General features: G+C 71.1%; 12 protein-coding genes and 1 tRNA gene. 7 read left to right on the plus strand and 6 right to left on the minus strand.

Annotated elements, in window-relative coordinates; all coding sequences use genetic code 11:
* The first annotated feature begins 96 nt into the window (after positions 1 to 96).
* On the plus strand, positions 97 to 558 hold the full coding sequence (locus tag C7444_RS02015) for a hypothetical protein (RefSeq protein ID WP_146219325.1): 462 nt from the start codon (positions 97 to 99) through the stop codon (positions 556 to 558).
* Between the two features lie 263 nt (positions 559 to 821).
* On the opposite strand, the gene C7444_RS02020 is transcribed toward C7444_RS02015, so the two are convergent.
* The 4 genes from C7444_RS02020 to C7444_RS02035 form a co-directional block, all read right to left on the minus strand.
* Positions 822 to 897 (minus strand) — tRNA-Ala (locus C7444_RS02020).
* Between the two features lie 57 nt (positions 898 to 954).
* Complete coding sequence (gene rsxB, locus C7444_RS02025) at positions 955 to 1,614, minus strand: electron transport complex subunit RsxB (protein ID WP_110399176.1); 660 nt, start codon at positions 1,612 to 1,614, stop codon at positions 955 to 957.
* Positions 1,615 to 1,694: 80 nt separating this feature from the next.
* The gene (locus tag C7444_RS02030; RefSeq protein ID WP_110399177.1) at positions 1,695 to 2,936 is read right to left on the minus strand and encodes a polyhydroxyalkanoate depolymerase; all 1,242 of its coding nucleotides are present in this window, start codon (positions 2,934 to 2,936) and stop codon (positions 1,695 to 1,697) included.
* A 196-nt stretch (positions 2,937 to 3,132) separates the two neighbouring features.
* Positions 3,133 to 3,996: an HDOD domain-containing protein gene (locus C7444_RS02035; RefSeq protein WP_110399178.1), complete on the minus strand. Its 864-nt coding sequence runs from the start codon at positions 3,994 to 3,996 to the stop codon at positions 3,133 to 3,135.
* Positions 3,997 to 4,181: 185 nt separating this feature from the next.
* Between C7444_RS02035 and ppa the strand changes: the two genes are divergently transcribed.
* Positions 4,182 to 4,724 carry an inorganic diphosphatase gene (ppa, locus tag C7444_RS02040; RefSeq protein WP_110399179.1) on the plus strand — a complete coding sequence of 181 codons (543 nt, stop codon included), beginning with the start codon at positions 4,182 to 4,184 and terminating at the stop codon, positions 4,722 to 4,724.
* Positions 4,725 to 4,834: 110 nt separating this feature from the next.
* Positions 4,835 to 6,619 carry an ABC transporter ATP-binding protein/permease gene (locus tag C7444_RS02045; RefSeq protein ID WP_110399180.1) on the plus strand — a complete coding sequence of 595 codons (1,785 nt, stop codon included), beginning with the start codon at positions 4,835 to 4,837 and terminating at the stop codon, positions 6,617 to 6,619.
* A gap of 120 nt (positions 6,620 to 6,739) precedes the next feature.
* Here the strand turns inward: C7444_RS02045 and C7444_RS02050 are convergent, their stop codons facing one another.
* Positions 6,740 to 8,065 (minus strand): DUF1615 domain-containing protein, encoded by a 1,326-nt coding sequence (locus tag C7444_RS02050; RefSeq protein ID WP_146219326.1) that lies wholly within the window; start codon positions 8,063 to 8,065, stop codon positions 6,740 to 6,742.
* A gap of 132 nt (positions 8,066 to 8,197) precedes the next feature.
* Positions 8,198 to 9,448 carry a GNAT family N-acetyltransferase gene (locus tag C7444_RS02055; protein WP_110399182.1) on the minus strand — a complete coding sequence of 417 codons (1,251 nt, stop codon included), beginning with the start codon at positions 9,446 to 9,448 and terminating at the stop codon, positions 8,198 to 8,200.
* Between C7444_RS02055 and C7444_RS02060 the strand changes: the two genes are divergently transcribed.
* The 4 genes from C7444_RS02060 (at position 9,447) to C7444_RS20840 (ending at position 17,335) form a co-directional block, all read left to right on the plus strand.
* Positions 9,447 to 11,150 (plus strand): NAD+ synthase, encoded by a 1,704-nt coding sequence (locus C7444_RS02060; protein ID WP_110399183.1) that lies wholly within the window; start codon positions 9,447 to 9,449, stop codon positions 11,148 to 11,150. The genes C7444_RS02055 and C7444_RS02060 overlap by 2 nt on opposite strands.
* A 55-nt stretch (positions 11,151 to 11,205) precedes the next feature.
* On the plus strand, positions 11,206 to 13,992 hold the full coding sequence (locus tag C7444_RS02065; protein WP_110399184.1) for a zinc-dependent metalloprotease: 2,787 nt from the start codon (positions 11,206 to 11,208) through the stop codon (positions 13,990 to 13,992).
* Positions 13,993 to 14,148: 156 nt separating this feature from the next.
* The gene (locus C7444_RS02070) at positions 14,149 to 15,615 is read left to right on the plus strand and encodes a methyl-accepting chemotaxis protein (protein ID WP_245909368.1); all 1,467 of its coding nucleotides are present in this window, start codon (positions 14,149 to 14,151) and stop codon (positions 15,613 to 15,615) included.
* 112 nt (positions 15,616 to 15,727) lie between these two features.
* The gene (locus tag C7444_RS20840) at positions 15,728 to 17,335 is read left to right on the plus strand and encodes a methyl-accepting chemotaxis protein (RefSeq protein ID WP_110399186.1); all 1,608 of its coding nucleotides are present in this window, start codon (positions 15,728 to 15,730) and stop codon (positions 17,333 to 17,335) included.
* The last annotated feature ends 71 nt before the right edge of the window (positions 17,336 to 17,406 follow it).

Consider the following 17,406-nt stretch of genomic DNA (forward strand, 5'->3'; position numbering starts at 1 on the left):
CGCGCGCTCGCGGACCTCAGGTGAGAACTTGTTCGACTTGTTCATGGCTCCATCTTCTCAAAGGTTGGAGCCTCCACAATTCCCGGGCCGGTTCAGGTGCGTGGGGCTCCGTTTGCGGGCGGGATTGAGTGGCTGCCGCTGGAGGAGCGCTTCACCTTCTACGGCGGTGGCATCGCCCACATCCCGCCGGGCGCGACTCCGGAACCAGCGGTCGCGGCTGATCCCTGGACGCCTGTGCACGGGCCGTTCTCGGCCGACTTCGGCTGGGTGACGTTGGATGACTGGACCCATGGACCGATCCGGTGCACGGACGGTCAGGCGGCCGTCTTCAGCGCCCTGTGGTCGTTCAAGGGCGCCGAGGTTGACGGCGAGCGGATCATGACCCGCGCTGGCCAGGACAGCGACAAGCCGATCGACCTGTTCAAGGTGAAGACCGCGAACAAGGGGAAGCCGGAGTACGAGGGTCCGCTGCATGCCTACCGAGCACTCGTGAAGTCCAAACGGCGCCAAGGCGTGTACTGGATGCCGCGCGCATCCCCGGACCTCGCTTCGCCCTGATGGTTTGCTAGTCCAAGCCGGTCGGCGAACTCAAGAAACCGACACAAGCAGAAGTCGTTGTCACGCAAGGCGATGTGCGTGTGCTACGGCGAAAAAGTTGGTGGAGATTTCCAGAGAACAGAGGGCAGAAAAGGGTCGAACCAGTCACTACGGGCACCGGTTCTGACCACCCCCTGGCACACGCAGAATGCGCGTGAACCCCGCGTACCGTGTGGGGTCTGGAAGTGAAAACGCCCAACCGAGAACGGTTGGGCGTCAATTGGTGGTGGAGAGGAGGAGGATCGAACTCCCGACCTTCGCATTGCGAACGCGACGCTCTCCCAGCTGAGCTACCCCCCCACACGACAGAGCGAAATGATAGCAGAGTCCTGGCGGGTCAGCCAAGAGGGGCGGGGCTCATGTCGGGTCCTGGCGACGGCTGCGGGCGCGTGCCAGGGCGGCTTCGATGACGCTGCGCTTGCGCTCGAGCTCGTCGGGGGTGTTGGCGCGGGTCAGGGTCTCGAGGTGAGCCAGCTTGTGCTCGGCCTTGCGCTCGAGGGCCTGGGCGTGGCGCTGCGCGGCCACCTGCCGGCGTGCCAGGGTGTCGAGGTGGCGCTGGCGGGCCGATTCGGCCTCGGCGGCGCTCCAGGCCTGCCAGCCGGTGCGCTCGCCGCTGACGTTGTCCAGGCTGATGCAGTCGACCGGGCAGGCGGGGATGCAGAGCTCGCAGCCGGTGCATTCGGCCTCGATGACGGTGTGCATCATCTTGTGGGTGCCGACGATGCAGTCGACCGGGCAGGCCTTGATGCACAGGGTGCAGCCGATGCACCAGTGCTCGTCGATCACGGCGACGTGGCGCGGGCCTTCGGCACCGCTTTCCGGGTCGAGCGGCAGCACCGGGCGGCCGGTCAGCGCGGCCAGGCGTTCGATGCCGAGCTGGCCGCCGGGCGGGCAGCGGTTGATCTCGGTGCGCTGCTGCGCGATGGCCTGGGCGTAGCTGCGGCAGTCCGGGTAGCCGCAGCGGGTGCACTGCGTCTGCGGCAGGAGCTGATCGATCTGTTCGACGGTGGGGGTCATGCGGGGCGCCAATGAAAAAAGCCGGGGCGCTGGGCCCCGGCCTGATCGATTGTGCCGCAGTGGCCGTGGCCCGGTCGGGCTCAGCCCTGGTGGGTGGCGATGAACTTGCGGATTTCCGGGTAGGCCATCTCGCGCCAGCGGCGGCCGGCGAAGATGCCGTAGTGGCCGGCGCCGACGACCTCGTAGTGCTCGCGCCGGTCGGCCGGCACGCCGGTGCACAGGTCGTGCGCCGCGCGGGTCTGGCCGGATCCGGAGATGTCGTCGAGCTCACCCTCGACCGTCATCAGCGCGGTGGTGGTGATGTCCTGCGGGCGCACCAGCTGGCCGTTGACCTCCCAGGTGCCCTTGACGAGCGAGAAGTCCTGGAAGACCACGCGGATGGTCTGCAGGTAGTACTCGGCGTCCATGTCGAGCACGGCGTTGTACTCGTCGTAGAACTGGCGGTGCGAGTCGGCGCTGTCGTCGTCACCGCGCACCAGGTCCAGGAAGTAGTCCCAGTGCGAGTTGGCGTGGCGGTCCGGGTTCATCGCGACGAAGCCGGTGTGCTGCATGAAGCCCGGGTAGACCAGCCGCCCGGCGCCGGAGAAGTTGTTCGGCACGCGGTAGATGACGTTCTGCTCGAACCAGTCGATGGTGCGGTTCATCGCCAGGTTGTTGACCGCCGTCGGGCTCCTGCGGGCGTCGATCGGGCCGCCCATCATGATCATCGTGCGCGGCGTGACCTCGCCGTGCGAGGCCAGCAGCGAGATGGCCGCCAGCACCGGCACCGTCGGCTGGCACACCGAGATGACGTTGACGTCGGGGCCGAGCTTGCGGATGAAGTCCTGCACGTAGGCGACGTAGTCGTCGAGGCGGAAGCGGCCTTCGCTGACCGGCACCATGCGGGCGTCGACCCAGTCGGTGATGTAGACCTTGTGGTCCTGCAGCAGCGTGCGCACGGTGTCACGCAGCAGCGTCGAGTGGTGGCCCGACAGCGGCGCGACGACCAGCACGACCGGCTGGGCGCGCATCTCCTCCAGGCGCTGGGCGTTGTCGGTGTAGCGCTTGAAGCGCAGCAGGCGGCAGAAGGGCCGGTGCTCGATGACCTGTTCCTGCACGGCCACGTCCGTGCCGCCGACCTTGACCGACGTGATCCCGAACTCCGGCTTCTCGTACTCCTTGGTCAGGCGGTGCAGCAGGTCGAAGCTGGCGGCCACGCGGGGCGAGCCCGGGGCGTGCGTCAGCGGCGAGGCCGGATGGGTGTAGAGCTTGGCCGAGGCGCTGGCGAACTCGGCGAACGGGCTCAGGAAAGCCCGCTGGGCTTCGTAGATCTGGTAGAGCATCGCATTTCCTCAGGAATCGTCGGCCGTCCGGTGCCGAGGGGCGGCCGGGCGGTGGTGGGGCTTTTGTTGCAGTGCAACATAAATTGTACTGCCAGTGCTTCACGTACGCTGACAATGCCTCCACCGCGATCGCTTGACAATCCGGTAGTTACACGTCCATTGTGCCAATTTGGCGCAATTTGCGGCCGGACCGACCCTAGCGCAGCGCTTCGAACGGGGTCTCGAGCGCGTCCTGCCAGAGCGTGATCTCGTCTTCCTGCACGTGCAGGTGGTTCAGGCACCCCTGCTTGCGGGTGGTCCATTCGATGGTCGGCGCGAAGCCGGCGTGGGTGCTGGTGAGGTGGTCGGCGACGACGCAGGTGGCCACCAGCGAGCGCACGGTGGGGTCGATGCCGCTGTCCTCCACCGCATGCACGTCGTGGTGCAGCCGGATGGCGACCATCAAGTGCGGGTGCAGCCGCCAGGTGCGCGCCACCAGCGCGCCGACGATGGCGTGATCGGTGCGGTGGGCGGCCTGCTCGGTGGCGGTGAACGAGCGGTCGCGCCGGGCGCCGGCCTCGGCCAGCGTGCCGGCGTAACCCGGCAGGCTCTGCAGCAGCAGCGGCAGGCCGACGTCGCAGAACAGGCCGAAGGTGTGGGCCAGGTCGGCCGGCAGGTCGTAGAGCTGGCGGGCGATGTAGCCCATGGCCACCGCCCGGCGGCTGGAGTTGAGCCAGAAGTCCTCGAGCGCGGGGTGGTTGACCGGCAGCGCGCGCGCCGACAGGAAGCCGGTCAGCAGCGCGGCGACCTGGCGCAGGCCCAGCAGGCTCATCGCCTGCTCGACGCTGTGCACCGTGGTGCGGCGGGCATACATCGGGCTGTTGGCCGCCCGCACCAGCGAGGCCGACATGGCCACGTCGGCCGCGGCGATGGCGTGCACCTCGTCCCAGTCCGGGTCGTCGTGGCGCATCGCCGCCTGCAGGCGGGTCAGCAGCTCGGGGCACGGCGGGATGACCAGCGTGCGCAGCGGCCCGTTGTCGCGGGCGACGCTCAGTTCCTGGTCGACGGTGGTGATGTCCATGTACAGCTCGGTGTTCCGATTTCGGCTCCCCGACTCTAGGGGGTCCGGGCGTGAGGACTTCGCTGGAAGTGAGCCTGATCTCCTGTGCTGTTCCGGGGCGCAAGGCGCCAGCAAGGGCCGCCCGTAGAATGCGCGCCGAATCGACCTGTTTTTTTTGTCCGCTTCCACATTCAGAGAGACACCCGATGAGTCTGCTTCACGTGCCCCCGGGCTCCAAGGCCCCCGAACAGTTCAACGTCATCATCGAGATCCCGATGAATGCCGAGCCCGTCAAGTACGAGGTCGACAAGGACAGCGGCGCCCTGTTCGTGGATCGTTTCATGAGCACCGCGATGCACTACCCGTGCAACTACGGCTACATCCCGCAGACGCTGTCGGATGACGGCGACCCGTGCGACGTGCTGGTCATCACCCCGGTGCCGCTGGTGCATGGCGCGGTCGTGCCCTGCCGCCCGCTGGGCGTGCTGCACATGGACGACGAAGCCGGCGGCGACGCCAAGCTGGTGGCCGTGCCGACCGAGAAGATCTGCCCGTTCTACAGCCACATCCAGAAGGTCGAGGACCTGAACCCGCTGGAGCTGTCGCGCATCCAGCACTTCTTCGAGCACTACAAGGACCTCGAGAAGGGCAAGTGGGTCAAGGTCAAGGGCTGGGATGGCGTCGACGCCGCCAAGGCCGAGATCGTCTCGGGCATCGAGAACTACGGCAAGGCCGCCAAGGCCGAGTGAAGCGCCGGGCGCCCGCGGGGCGCCCCGGCCTGAATGAAGCAAGGAGCCCCGCACGGGCTCCTTTTTTTTCGTCCCTGAAACGATGCCGCTTCGCCCTTAGACTCCGGGCGATGAACTGGAATCTCGAGCTGGTCAACAGCGCCTGGTGGCTGGCCAGGTCCTTCGCCATCACGCTGGTGGCATTCGTCGCGGTGATGGCGCTGCTGGCGCGTTTCACGATCTGGGGCCGGCAGTTCTGGTCGTTGACCGGTGCCTACTTCTCGCCCCGGCGCAGCTGGCGGCCGCTGGCGGGCGTGGCGCTGATGCTGCTGTTCGTGCTGTTCTCGGTGCGCATGAACGTGCTGTTCTCGTTCTGGTACAACGAGTTCTACAGCGCGCTGCAGGCGCTCGACGAGCCCAGGTTCTGGTTCGACATCCGGCTGTTCGCGCTGCTGGCCACGCTGCACGTGATCCGGCTGCTGCTGAACTCCTACATCCGCGGCGCCTTCACCATCCACTGGCGCGAGTGGCTCAACGAGCGCACCGTCAGCGGCTGGCTCGACGGCCACGCCTACTACCTGGGCCGCTTCGCCCGGCCCGCGGTCGACAACCCCGACCAGCGCATCCAGCAGGACATCGCCAACCTGGTGGCCCAGACGCTGGCACTGTCGCTGGGCCTGGTCGGCTCGGTGGTGTCGATGTACGAGTTCACCGGCATCCTGTGGAACCTGTCGGCGCCGATGGTGGTGCTGGGCACCGAGGTGCCGCGTGCGATGGTCTTCCTCGTCTACCTCTACGTGCTGGTGGCCACGGTGTTCGCCATCTGGATCGGCCGCCCGCTGATCGAGCTGAACTTCCTCAACGAGAAGCTCAACGCCAACTACCGCTACCTGCTGATGCGCCTGCGTGAATACGGCGAGAGCGTGGCGCTGTACCGCGGCGAGGCGGTCGAGAAGGGCGGCCTGATGGGCGGCTTCGCGGCGGTGATCGCCAACGCCTGGGCCACGCTGTGGCGGTCGCTGAAGTTCGACGGCTACAACCTCGGCATCAGCCAGGTGGCGGTGATCTTCCCCTTCCTGATCCAGGGCCCGCGCCTGTTCGCCGGCTCGATCAAGCTCGGTGACGTGATGCAGACCAGCCAGGCCTTCGGCCAGGTCGAGGACGCGCTGTCGTTCTTCCGCACGTCCTACGATTCCTTCGCCGGCTACCGCGCGGTGCTCGACCGCCTCGACGGCTTCGACCGCAACGTCAAGGCCGCCGCCGGCCTGGCGCTGCCGCGACTGAGCGAGAACCCCGGCGCGCTGGTGCTGGAGGGCCTGAGCGTGCTGCGCCCCGACGGCCGGGCGCTGACGCAGGATCTGTCGCTGAGCCTGCACGCCGGCCAGGCGCTGCTGATCCGCGGGCCGTCCGGCTCGGGCAAGACCACGCTGCTGCGCACGCTGGCGGGCCTGTGGCCGTTCTCGACCGGGCGGGCCGAGCGGCCGGCCGGTCCGGCCAGCCTGTTCCTGTCGCAGAAGCCCTACCTGCCGATGGGCACGCTGCGCGCGGCGCTGGCCTATCCGCAGTCTCACCTGGCCGATGCGACGGCGCGCACGCTGCTCGAGCAGGTGCAGCTCGGCCACCTGGCCGACCAGCTCGAGGTGGACCAGGACTGGTCGCAGGTGCTGTCCCCCGGCGAGCAGCAGCGCCTGGCCTTCGGCCGGGTGCTGGCCAACCGCCCGGCGCTGGTCTTCCTCGACGAGGCGACCTCGGCCACCGACAGCGGCCTGGAGCATGGCCTCTACCGCCTGCTGCGCGAGCAGCTGCCGCAGGCCATCCTGGTCAGCGTCGGTCACCGCGAGACGCTCGACGCCTTCCACGACCAGGCCCTGACGCTGGGCCGCGACGGCCGCTGGACGCTGGCGTCGCTGCACTGACCGGCGACGCCGCCCGGTGGCGCGGCGCCCGCGCCTGGTGCCGCACCGGCCTGGGCCACCCGAGCGAGCGGCCCGCGGCCCGTGCCTGACGCCCGCCCTCGACCGTTCAGGCCGGCGGGCTCAGGGCGCCACGGCGGGCGAAGCGGCTGCCGGCGCCGGGGTGCCCCGGGCCAGGCAGGCGCGGTAGCGCGCCTCGCAGCGCTCGGCGAACCAGGCGCTGGTGAGCTGGCGGGTGATCTTCGGGCTCTTCAGGTCGATCTGCGGCAGCTGGCTGCGCTCGGGGTTCATGCCGCGCAGCGCGGCCACGGCGTACAGGCGGCTGTAGGTCGGCGTGACCTCGAAGTCGTGCTGCTTCTCGAGCTTCAGGTCCCGCTCGATCTGCGCGGCCGACAGGCCCAGGTCGTGCAGCGACAGCAGCGCGCGCCAGGCTTCGCTCGGCGCGTCGCGCGGTGACAGCGCGGTGCCGCCGGCATAACGCAGCAGGTCGCCGTCGAGCGTGAGCGTCTGGCCGCTGAGGCGGGCCAGCAGCGCCTGGAAGGCGGCGTTGCGGCTGCTGTAGCGCCCGGCGTTGTAGTCGGCGAAGCGGAACAGCATGCGGTTGTACGACACCGGGTAGTCGAGCAGCATGGCCGCGCCGAAGTACACGCCGCCGCGGCGGGTGAAGACCTCCTCGCGCGCGGTGCGGGCCGGCCGCCACGGGTAGGGCTTCTCGCGCATCAGGTCCTGGGCGTAGCGGATGCTCACCTGGGTCGAGCCGCCGGTGCGCACCGGGTTCTGGCCCTCGAAGATGCGCGTGCCCAGCGGGATCTCGCGGATCATGTCCTCGAACAGGTCCGACAGCTCCCGCTCGGTGCGCAGCGCCTCGATGCGGGCCTGGTAGCTGCGGCCGTCGGGGGACGCCTTCATCAGCGCCAGGTCGAAGGCGGCCTTGGGGATGCCGTAGCGCTCGCGCTTCTTGTCGAGCTCGCGCTGGGCGATGCGCGACAGGCCGGCGACCACCGGATCGGCCTTCCAGCCCGACTCCTGCTCGATCACCGCGGCCAGCGCGCAGACCTTGTGGTCCTGCGCCGGGATCGACAGCGCGGCGAAGGTGGTGGCGATGTCCTCGGCCCACAGCGAGCGCTGCGGCAGGTCCGGCGGCAGCAGGCGCAGCGCCACCGTGCGCACCTCGGCGCGGCTCACCGGCGCCGGGGCGGGCGCCGGTGGCACGGGGGCCGGGGGCAGCGGCGACGGGCCGGGCGCCGGCACCGGAGCGGGCGTCGGGCCCGGTGCGGGCCACGGTGAAGGGGCTGGCGCGGGGGCGGGCCACGGGGCGGTCGTGCCGCCCGGCAGTTCGGGCGACGGGGCCGGCGCGGGCAGCGGCGTGCGGGTGGTGGGCGCGACGGTGCAGGCCGATACGGTCAGCACCAGGGAGGCGAGGCTGGCAAGGCGGAGTCGGGCGTTCACGCGTTCAGGGTTCGTGCGGAAGAAGGGTCACCGCGGCGATCGGGCAGGGCGGATCGGGCGGGCTTCACCGGCCAGGCCGGGGTCCGGCGGATCATAGGTCGCGATGTGCTGCTGTCCTGTTGCCGCGTACCCTCACTTGAAGGGATTGCGTTCGGCCAGCTCGCCCACGTAGGCCTCGATGCCGGCGCTCTCCTGCGCCAGGAAACGCGCCACCGCGTCGGCGAAACCGGGGTGGCGCAGCCAGTGGGCCGAGAAGGTGCGCACCGGCAGCAGCCCGCGCGCCATCTTGTGCTCGCCCTGCGCGCCCCCCTCGAAACGCCGGAAACGCTCGCGCACGCACCAGTCCAGCGGCTCGTGGTAACAGGCTGAAAAATGCAGGTGGGGGATGTCCTGCGTGCAGCCCCAGTAGCGCCCGTAGGCCACGCGCTGCTCGGGATCGAGCGCCACCAGCGAGCTGGCCACCCGCTCGCCGCCGCGGCGGGCGACGAACAGCAGCCAGTGCTCGGGCAGGGTCTGCGCCACCTCGGCGAAGAAGGCCCGGCTCAGGTACGGGCTGCTGCGGTGCTCGCGGTAGGTCTGCACGTAGCAGGCGTGGAAATGGTCCCAGTCGGCCTCGCGGATCCCGGTGCCGCGCAGCGCCTCGAAGCTCACGCCGGCCTCGCGCACGTAGCGCCGCTCCTGCTGGATCTTCTTGCGCTTGTCGCGGTTCAGGCTGGCGAGGAAGTCGGCGAAATCGGCGTAGGGCTCGCCCTGGCCGTCGTGGTGGCGGTTGTGCCAGTGGAACTGCACGCCCTCGCGCTGCAGCCAGCCTTGTGCCCGGGCCGCCGCCCGGTCGGCCTCGTCGACGAACAGCAGGTGGGCCGACGACAGGCCCTGCTCGTCGGCGAAGCGCTCGATCGCCTGCAGCAGCGCGGCGCGGGCGGCGTCGCTGCGGGCCAGCAGGCGGCTGCCGGGCACCGGCGTGAACGGCACCGCACCCAGCAGCTTGGGGTAATAACGCTGGCCGGCCTGCTGCCAGGCGTCGGCCCAGGCCCAGTCGAAGACGTATTCGCCGTAGGAGTGGCGCTTGAGGTAGAGCGCCGCGGCTGCCTCCAGCGGCGCGTCGGGCGTGGTGCCCGACCGCAGGGTGAAGAACAGCGGCGTCCAGCCGGTGGCGGGCACCGCGCTGGCGCTGCGGTGCAGCGCGGCCAGGAACTCGTGGCGCAGGAAGGGCGTGGGCTGCGGACTGGCCTGCAGCAGCGCGTTCCAGGCGGTCGCCTCCAGCGTGGTCGGATCCTCGTGCAGCTCCAGGCGCCACGGGGCAGCCGGGACGCGGGGCGGCAGGCCCGCTGCGGCCCCGTTAGTATCGAGGCTCTCCGATTTCAACCCGTCGTTGCTGCCCATGTCTTCTTTCTCCCCCCTGCGGGTGGCCCTGTTGCAGATCAATCCCACCGTCGGTGACCTGGCGGGCAATGTGCGCCGCCTGGTCGAGGCGGCCCGCCGGGCCCACGCCCAGGGTGCGGCGGTCGCGGTGGCGCCCGAGCTGGCCCTGTGCGGTTATCCGCCCGAGGACCTGCTGCTGCGCCCGGCCTTCCTGAGCGCCTGCGACGCCGCGCTGGCCGACGTCGCCCGCGAGCTGGCCGACCTGGCCGGCTTCCACCTGGTCGTCGGCCACCCGAAGGCGCTCGACGAGGTCACCATGCCGGCGAGCGATGTTCGCACGCGCTCGTGGTCGCTGCAGCGCTGCCTCAATGCGGCCTCGGTGCTCAGCGGGGGAACGCTCGTCGCCACCTACGCCAAGCGAGAGCTGCCCAACTACCAGGTCTTCGACGAGCGGCGCTATTTCGTCTCTGGCCGGGATGCCGGCCTGGCGCCGGTGGTCATCGAGGTGGCGGGGCGCCGCCTGGGCCTGCTGATCTGCGAGGACGCCTGGTTCGAGGAGCCGGCCGCCGCGGCCTGCGCCGCCGGTGCGCAGGCACTGCTGGTGCTCAACGCCTCGCCCTTCCACCTGGGCAAGCAGCCCGAGCGCGAGGCCCGCATGGGCGCGCGCGCCCGGGCGGCAGGCGTGCCGCTGTTCTACGCCCACCTGGTGGGCGGGCAGGACGAGGTGGTGTTCGACGGCGCCTCGTTCGCGGTCGACGCCACGGGCGAGGTGGCGGCGCGGGCGCCGATGTTCGACGAGGCGGTGGCGCTGGTCGACTGGCAGGCCGACGGCCGCCTGTCGGGCGAGTGCGCCGAGCTGCCGGGCGAGGAGGCCCAGGCCTGGGCCGCGCTGGTCTGCGGCGTGCGCGACTACCTGGGCAAGAACGGTTTCCCGGGCGCGCTGATCGGCCTGTCGGGCGGCATCGACTCGGCGCTGGTGCTGGCCATCGCGGTCGACGCGATCGGTGCGGACCAGGTGCGCTGCGTGATGATGCCCAGCCCCTACACCGCCGAGATCAGCTGGGTCGACGCCCGCGACATGGCCGCCCGCCTGGGCGTGCGCTACGACGAGAAGTCGATCGTGCCGATGTTCGACGCCTTCAAGGCGACGCTGGCGACCGACTTCGCCGGCCGTCCCGAGGACGCCACCGAGGAGAACATCCAGGCGCGCGTGCGCGGCACGCTGCTGATGGCGCTGTCCAACAAGTTCGGCTCCATCGTGCTGACCACCGGCAACAAGAGCGAGATGGCCACCGGCTACTGCACGCTCTACGGCGACATGGCCGGCGGCTTCGCGGTCATCAAGGACGTGGCCAAGACCCTGGTCTATCGCCTGGCCACCTGGCGCAATGCGCAGGGCGTGGCGAGCGGGCAGGGCGAGGTCATTCCCGAGCGCATCATCACCCGTCCGCCCTCGGCCGAGCTGCGCCCCGACCAGACCGACCAGGACAGCCTGCCGCCCTACGAGGTGCTCGACGCCATCCTGGCGCGCTACATGGAGGAGGACCAGGGCATCGAGCAGATCATCGCCGCGGGCTTCGAGCGGGCCGACGTCGAGCGCGTGACCCGGCTGATCAAGTTCAACGAGTACAAGCGCCGGCAGGCGCCGGTGGGCATCCGCATCACGCACCGGGCCTTCGGGCGCGACTGGCGCTACCCGATCACCTCGAAGTTCCGCGCCTGAGCGCGGCCGATCCGACCCCCGCGCGATGGTCTCGTCCGTCCCGGCTGGAGCCTGCATGACCCGATCTTCGAGCGCCGCATCCGGCGGTGAGCCGACCTCTTCTTCCGCCCGACCCTGGCGCCTGACGCTGCTGGCGGCGTCGGTGCTGCTGCTGGGCGCCTGCGCGAGCGCACCGGCCACCGCGCCGGCCGCTGGTGCTGGTGCTGGTGCTCCGGCCCCGGCGGCGTCGTCGGCCTCGGTCGCGTCGGCGCCCGGTGCGGCCGCGGTGCGCCCCGGGGCGGCCCCGGCGCTGCCGCCGTTCGCCCGGGTGATCGAGCAGGCCCGCCGCATCCCCGGGGTGCTCGACGCCTGGCAGAAGGACGACAAGGTCTGGATCGAGCTGTCGGAGCAGGACTTCGACCGGCCGTTCTTCCTGTCGCCCAAGCTGGCCAGCGGCATCGGCGAGGCCGGGGTGCTTGGCGGCCTGATGGCCGGGCGCTTCGGGCCGTTCGGCGGGCCGCAGTGGATCGAGTTCCGGCGTGTGCACCAGCAGGTGCAGATGATCGCGCGCAACGCGGAGTCGGTCGCGCGCGCCGGCACGCCGGCCGCGCGGGCGGTGGCGGCGGCGTATTCGCCCAGCCTGCTGGGCAGCACCACGCTGGCCAGCCTGCCCCATCCGGAGCGCCGCACGGTGCTGGTCGAGGCCAACTCCCTGTTCCTCGGCGACATGCCGGGGGTGGCGATGCAGCTGCAGCGCAGCTTCCGCCAGGGTTATGGCCACGACGTTCGCCACTCGGCCATCACCGGCGTGCGCGGCCAGCCGCAGGAGCTGGTGATCGAGGTGCAGAACCACTACGCCACCGGCAGCCTCGCCAGCCCGGGCCCGTCGACGGCTCCGGGGGCGCCGGCGCCCAGCGTGCCCGACATGCTGCCCGACGCCCGCAGCCTGTTCGTCAAGGTGCAGTATTCGATCACCCGGCTGCCGGCCACGCCGATGGCCCCGCGCCGCGCCGATGCCCGCCTGGGCCACTTCACCACCTCGGTCAGCGACTTCAGCGACGACCTGGCGCGCACGCCGCGCCAGCGTTTCGTCAACCGCTGGCGCCTGGACAAGCGTGATCCCGCGGCAGCGCTGTCCGAGCCGGTGCAGCCGATCACCTACTGGATCGACCGCAGCGTGCCCGTGGGCTACCGCGCAGCCATCACCGCAGGCATCCTGGAGTGGAACCGGGCCTTCGAGCGCATCGGCTTCAAGGACGCGATCCGGGTGCAGGTCCAGCCCGACGACGCCCGCGACGACACGCTCGACACCGGCAAGGCCTCGGTGCGCTGGATGACCAATGCCCAGGCGCAGTTCGGCGCGATCGGGCCGACCCATGTCGACCCCCGCAGCGGCGAGATCCTCGATGCGGACATCGCGCTCGAGAGCCTGTCCTCGCGCGGCGTGCGGGCCTACCGCACGCAATACATCGACCGTGCGCTGCTCGACGCGGCCAGTGCCGACCTGCCGGCCTTCGCGAGCCGGCCCGAGGGGCTGCACGCGCTGCACGACGCGTCCTGCCAGCATGCCGACCAGGCGGCCGAGCAGCTGGCCTACGGGCTCGATCTGGCCGCCGTGCGCGACGGGATCGAGCCCGACAGCCCGCAGGCCGAGGCCTTCGTGCAGGCCTACCTCAAGGAGGTGACGATGCACGAGGTCGGCCACACGCTGGGCCTGCGCCACAACTTCCGGGCCTCGCGGGTCTATGGCGAGCGCCAGATCGCCGATCCGGCCAGCACCGTGCTCGCGGGCTCGGTGATGGAGTACCTGCCGATCAACCTGGCGCGCCGCGGCGAGCCGGCGCCCACGCCGTTCCAGACCACGCTGGGGCCCTACGACCACTGGGCCATCGAGTACGCCTACCGGACCTGGCCGGCGGCCGACGAGGCCGGCGAGCTGGCCCGCGTCGCCGCCCGCAGCAGCGAGCCCGAACTGGCCTTCGGCACCGACGAGGACAGCCTGTTCGGGCTGGATCCTGAGACGCTGCAGAACGACCAGGGCGACGATCCGGTGGCCTTCGTGCGCCGCCGCTTCGACATCGCCGGCGACCTGATCCGGCGGCTGGAGGCCACGCCGCTGCGGGCCGACGACAGCTATGCACGGCTGCGCCGCACCGTCTCGTTCGCGCTGCGGGACGTGGCCCGCAGCAGCGCGGTGCTGCTGCGCCAGATCGGTGGCATCCGCATGCTGCGCGATGCGCCGGGCAGCGGCCGCGATCCGATGGTGCCGGTGCCGCCGGACCGCCAGCTCGAGGCGCTCGACCTGATCGCCAGCCGCGTGTTCGCGGCCGACGCGCTGCCGGTGTCGGCGGCCCTGCAGCGCCGCCTCGCGCCCGACTACCTGGCGCGTGCCGACGGGCCGGGCGCGGACACCGCCGACTACAACCCCGCCGACCAGGTGCTCGAGCTGCAGCGTGGCCTGCTGGGTCAGCTGATGAGCGACGCGCTGGTGCAGCGCCTGCTGTCGGCCCAGGCCAAGACCGCGCCGGGCGAGCCCTCGCTGAGCCTGGTCGAGCTGCACGAGCGGCTCGCGCGGGTGCTGTGGTCGGAGCTGGCCCAGCGGGGTGGCGACATCCCGCTGGCGCGGCGCGAGCTGCAGCGTGACCACCTGGGCCGGCTCGCGGTGATGCTGCTGCGCCCGGCCTCGCAGGGCCGGGCCGACGCCCAGGCGCTGGCCCGCAGCGAGGCCCAGGCGCTGCTGCTCCGGCTGCAGGCCGCCTCGGGCCGGCCGGGCTGGTCGCCGCAGGCCCGCCTGCACCTGCAGGCCGGGCAGGACCTGCTGCGCGAGGCCCTCGCGGCGCGGCTGAACCGCCTGCCCGGCTGAGGCGCGGCGGCTCGCCCGAGGGCGCGACTGGCGGCTTGAACGCCGCGGTGCCATCGCCTCTTTTGACCCCGGTCCGCGCCGCACATCGGCGCTTCGAGGCCGGCCGGGGGTGAGCAGAATCCCCGGCAACGTCCAAATCTCCGGGGTATGCCGCCGATGTCGTCGCTTCTCTCTCCTTCGCGCCAGCTGCTGGGCCGCCACTCGGTCACCACGCGCCTGAGCCTGGGCTTCGGGCTCATCGTGCTGATGCTGTGCGCGGTCGCGGCGCTGGGCTGGTCGGCCCTGCAGACCAGCCAGACCGACCTGGGCCGCATGGTGCAGGCCAACAACGCCCGCCTGCAGCAGGCCCAGACGCTGCTGGGCCAGGCCGGCGGTGACGCCGGCCGCGACCAGCTGCGCGAGCTGGCTCGCGAGATGAGCCGCACCAACAGCGAGGCGCTCGTGCAGGCGCAGCAGCAGGCCGATCGCCAGCTCTGGTGGGTGATCGGCATGATCGGCGCGTCGACGGCGCTGGCGGTGCTGCTGGCCGGATGGCTGATCCGCGGCATCCGCAGCCCGATGCGCCAGACCATCGAGGTGGCCGAGCGCATCGCCCGTGGCGACCTGACCGAGCAGCTGCCCGACTACGACGATGCCGAGTTCGGCCGGCTGCAGCAGGCCATCGGCGGCATGCAGGACCGGCTGCGCACCATGGTGGGCAGCCTGCGCGAGACCACCGACTCGATCTCGACGGCCAGCACCCAGATCGCCGCGGGCAATGCCAACCTGTCGAGCCGCACCGAGCAGACCAGCGGCTCGCTGCAGCAGACGGCCAGCTCGATGGAGCAGCTCTCGGGCACGGTGCGCGAGACCGCCTCGTCGGCCCGCACCGCCAACGAGCTGGTGCAGAGCGCGGTCACCGCCGCGCAGCGTGGTGGCGAGGTGGTGGCCCAGGTGGTGCACAACATGGAGGACATCAGCGCCTCGAGCCGCAAGATCAGCGAGATCATCGCGGTGATCGACGGCATCGCCTTCCAGACCAACATCCTGGCGCTGAACGCGGCGGTGGAAGCCGCCCGGGCCGGCGAGCAGGGCCGCGGCTTCGCGGTGGTCGCCGGCGAGGTGCGCAACCTCGCCCAGCGCGCGGCCAGCGCGGCCAAGGAGATCAAGACCCTGATCAACACCTCGGTCGAGAAGGTCGAGTCCGGCGGCAAGCTGGTGCGCGACGCGGGGGCGACGATGGAGGCCATCGTCAGCTCGGTGCAGAGCGTCACCGAGATCATCGGCAAGATCAGCACCGCCACCGGCGAGCAGAGCGAGGGCCTGAGCCAGGTCAACCAGTCGGTGGCCCACCTCGACCACATGACGCAGCAGAACGCGGTGCTGGTCGACGAGAGCGCCTCGGCCGCCGAGTCGCTGCGCCAGCAGGCCGAGCGCCTGCAGAAGGTGGTCGGCGCGTTCCGGCTGCTGCAGCAGACCCAGGAGGCGACCTGGACCGCCCACACCGCCATCAGCGATGCCCGCGAGCGGGCCCGCCAGGCGCCGTCGGCCGGTGCCCCCGCGCCGTCGGCGCCTCCGCCCGCGCCGCCGCGGGGCTCCGATTCCGGTCCTGCCCGTGGCAGCGACGACTGGGAGAACTTCTGAGGCCTGCGCACGAACTGGGGCCTCGGGCGGCAGTTGTTCGGCGCATCGCGAACCGGCTGGCGGGGGGAACATACCCCCTGAAGTTTTCCCTTTCAGCTTGTGGAGTTCACGAATGTCCCAACCCGCCCCCACCGGTCGCCAGCAGGCGGCTCATCAGCGGGCCGACCGGTTCATGCTGGCCGTCCTGTCCGCCCAGTGCCTGATCGCACTGGCCGAGGCTTCGTACTTCGGCGGATTCCCGCTCGCCCTGGGGGTCAGCGTGCTGGTCGGCATGCTGGCGGTGGGCACCTGGATGATGGCGCCGGCCTCCTCGGCCTCGCGCCATGTGTTCGCCTTCTCGACGATGGTGATGGTGGCGCTGCAGATCGACCTGTCACGCGGCATGTCGGAGTTCCACTTCGGCGTGTTCCTGGGGCTGGCGCTGCTGATCGCCTACCGCGACTGGACGGTGATCGTGACCGGCGCGCTCACCATCGCCTTGCATCACGTGCTGTTCGACCGGCTCCAGGCCTCGGGCGCCGGGGTCTACTGCCTGACCGAGCCCAACTTCTACCAGATCCTGATCCACGCCGGCTACGTGGTGGTGCAGGCCGGCTTCGAGATCGTGATGGCGCAGCGCATGAAGAGCGACATGGCCGCCGGCGACGAGGTGAGCGCGCTGGTCGAGCGCCTGACCGACGGCGAGCACATCGACCTGCACCTGGAGAACGAGCCGGCCCACACCCTGCTGGCACGCCAGTTCAAGGACGCGATCGCCCGCGTGGCCCGCGTCGTCAGCGAGGTGCAGATGGCGACCGGCTCGATGTCCACGGCCAGCCACCAGATCGCGGTGGGCAACCAGGACCTGTCCAGCCGCACCGAGGAGGCCGCCAGCGCGATCGAGCAGACCGCCAGTTCGATGGAGCAGCTCACCAGCACCGTCAGCCAGACCGCCGACTCGGCCCGCACCGCCAACCAGCTGGCCGCGTCGGCCGCCGACGCCGCCCAGCGTGGTGGCCAGGTGGTGTCGCAGGTGGTGAGCAGCATGGAGGGCATCAGCCAGTCCAGCCGCAAGATCGCCGAGATCATCGGCGTGATCGACGGCATCGCCTTCCAGACCAACATCCTGGCGCTGAACGCGGCGGTGGAAGCTGCCCGGGCCGGCGAGCAGGGCCGCGGCTTCGCGGTGGTCGCCGGCGAGGTGCGCAACCTCGCCCAGCGTGCGGCCAGCTCGGCCCGCGAGATCAAGAGCCTGATCGGCAGCAGCGTCGACAGCGTGGAGAGCGGCTCGCGCCTGGTGCAGGAAGCCGGCGCGACGATGGACGAGATCGTCTCCAGCGTGCTGCGGGTCAACGACATCATCGCGGAGATCAGCTCCGCCACGTCCGAGCAGAGCGGCGGGCTGGGCCAGATCAACGTGGCCATCAACCAGCTCGACCAGATGACGCAGCAGAACGCCGCGCTGGTCCAGCAGAGCACGGCCGCCGCCGATTCGCTGCACACCCAGGCCGGTCGACTGACCGACGCGGTGCAGGCCTTCCGGCGCGACGAGCGGTCCGTTCACGCCCCGGTGACGGCGGCACCGATCCGGTCGGTGGCCGCCCCCCGCGTGACGCCGGCGGCCGTCATGAACCGGCAGGCCGTGGCGCCGGCGCCCGCCCGTCGGGTCTCCGCGCCGACCGCGGCACCCGTGGCCGCGCCATCTGCCGCGGCCGCCGATGCGGACTGGGAAACCTTCTGACCGAGTCACCGTCCTGAAGCGGGCGTGCGCCCCCGGTCCGGGGGCGCACGCCCGTTGCCGTTCACGGGCCG

This window comes from Sphaerotilus hippei, from assembly GCF_003201595.1.
Classification (GTDB): Bacteria; Pseudomonadota; Gammaproteobacteria; order Burkholderiales; family Burkholderiaceae_C; genus Sphaerotilus; species Sphaerotilus hippei.

Excerpts from the sequence above, each read along its gene's own strand:
- C7444_RS02045 (WP_110399180.1), top strand. The coding sequence starts at position 4,835 with ATGAACTGGAATCTCGAGCTGGTCAACAGCGCCTGGTGGCTGGCCAGG.
- C7444_RS02060 (WP_110399183.1), top strand. The coding sequence starts at position 9,447 with ATGTCTTCTTTCTCCCCCCTGCGGGTGGCCCTGTTGCAGATCAATCCC.
- C7444_RS02065 (WP_110399184.1), top strand. The coding sequence starts at position 11,206 with ATGACCCGATCTTCGAGCGCCGCATCCGGCGGTGAGCCGACCTCTTCT.
- C7444_RS02030 (WP_110399177.1), bottom strand. The coding sequence starts at position 2,936 with ATGCTCTACCAGATCTACGAAGCCCAGCGGGCTTTCCTGAGCCCGTTC.
- C7444_RS02055 (WP_110399182.1), bottom strand. The coding sequence starts at position 9,448 with ATGGGCAGCAACGACGGGTTGAAATCGGAGAGCCTCGATACTAACGGG.
- ppa (WP_110399179.1), top strand. The coding sequence starts at position 4,182 with ATGAGTCTGCTTCACGTGCCCCCGGGCTCCAAGGCCCCCGAACAGTTC.
- rsxB (WP_110399176.1), bottom strand. The coding sequence starts at position 1,614 with ATGACCCCCACCGTCGAACAGATCGATCAGCTCCTGCCGCAGACGCAG.
- C7444_RS02035 (WP_110399178.1), bottom strand. The coding sequence starts at position 3,996 with ATGGACATCACCACCGTCGACCAGGAACTGAGCGTCGCCCGCGACAAC.
- C7444_RS02070 (WP_245909368.1), top strand. The coding sequence starts at position 14,149 with ATGTCGTCGCTTCTCTCTCCTTCGCGCCAGCTGCTGGGCCGCCACTCG.
- C7444_RS20840 (WP_110399186.1), top strand. The coding sequence starts at position 15,728 with ATGTCCCAACCCGCCCCCACCGGTCGCCAGCAGGCGGCTCATCAGCGG.